1 protein-coding gene and 1 pseudogene are annotated in these 802 nt (G+C 46.0%); both read left to right on the top strand.

Annotated features, from left to right (window positions below; translation table 11 throughout):
- Positions 1–391: pseudogene (locus tag H4J67_RS21360) on the top strand (hypothetical protein); the annotation flags it as partial.
- 130 nt (positions 392–521) lie between these two features.
- Positions 522–802: radical SAM protein (locus H4J67_RS21355; protein ID WP_259368696.1), on the top strand; the 281-nt coding region annotated here is incomplete at its 3' end.

Raw genomic sequence — 802 nt, 5'->3', positions numbered from 1 at the left:
ACTCAAAAAAAGCTTCTACAAAAACGCGACGTATAATGCAGATCCCGAAGGAATCGACAAGCGCTGGTCAGCGTGGCTCACAACATGGAAATCTCTTAACGCCAGTACGACCGACCCTAGCACTATCGAAGTAAATAGTGCTTGTTCTGAAGATGAGCTTTCTAAGCAGATGAAATTCGTCAATCCAAAATATAATTTGAGAGAGTGGTTCGTTGTGCCTGCGTATCAGCAAGCGAGCATAGGGAATTACTCGTTAGTGCAAGAGTTGCAGGAAGTCATGACGCAGCCATATGCCGAGCAATCAATTGATATGGAAAAAAAATACTATCGGCTGAAGCCACTTGAGTTCTTCGAAACCGGTGGGTTATCCCATTACAGCTGCTCGTCATGACTTATCGCTTAATGATCAATTTATCTATATCGAGTGCACAATGAGCATAAACATAATCCCTACTATTGACCTGCTTTACGCTGGCCAAGTACCACTAATTCCCGCGCACGCGCCTGCCCCCAATGGTCAGATGTCAGATACACGCGGAAGGCTCTTGGGCGATCTACGCATTTCAGTCACCGACCGATGTAACTTCCGTTGCACTTATTGTATGCCCAAGGAAATCTTCGGAAAAGGCTACCAATACCTGCCACAATCCGAACTATTGAGTTTCGATGAGATCACACGCATGGCGCGACTGTTTGTTGCACACGGTGTTACAAAAATTCGTCTTACCGGTGGCGAACCCCTACTACGTAAAAACCTCGAGGTGTTGGTTGAAATGCTGGCCGCCTTAAAAACACCAAACGA

Origin of the sequence: Colwellia sp. BRX10-4 (assembly GCF_014077465.1) — a bacterium.
Lineage (GTDB): Bacteria > Pseudomonadota > Gammaproteobacteria > Enterobacterales > Alteromonadaceae > Colwellia_A.
The sequence above is the reverse complement of the archived record's forward strand: the minus strand, read 5'-3'. Positions and strand labels throughout refer to the sequence as shown.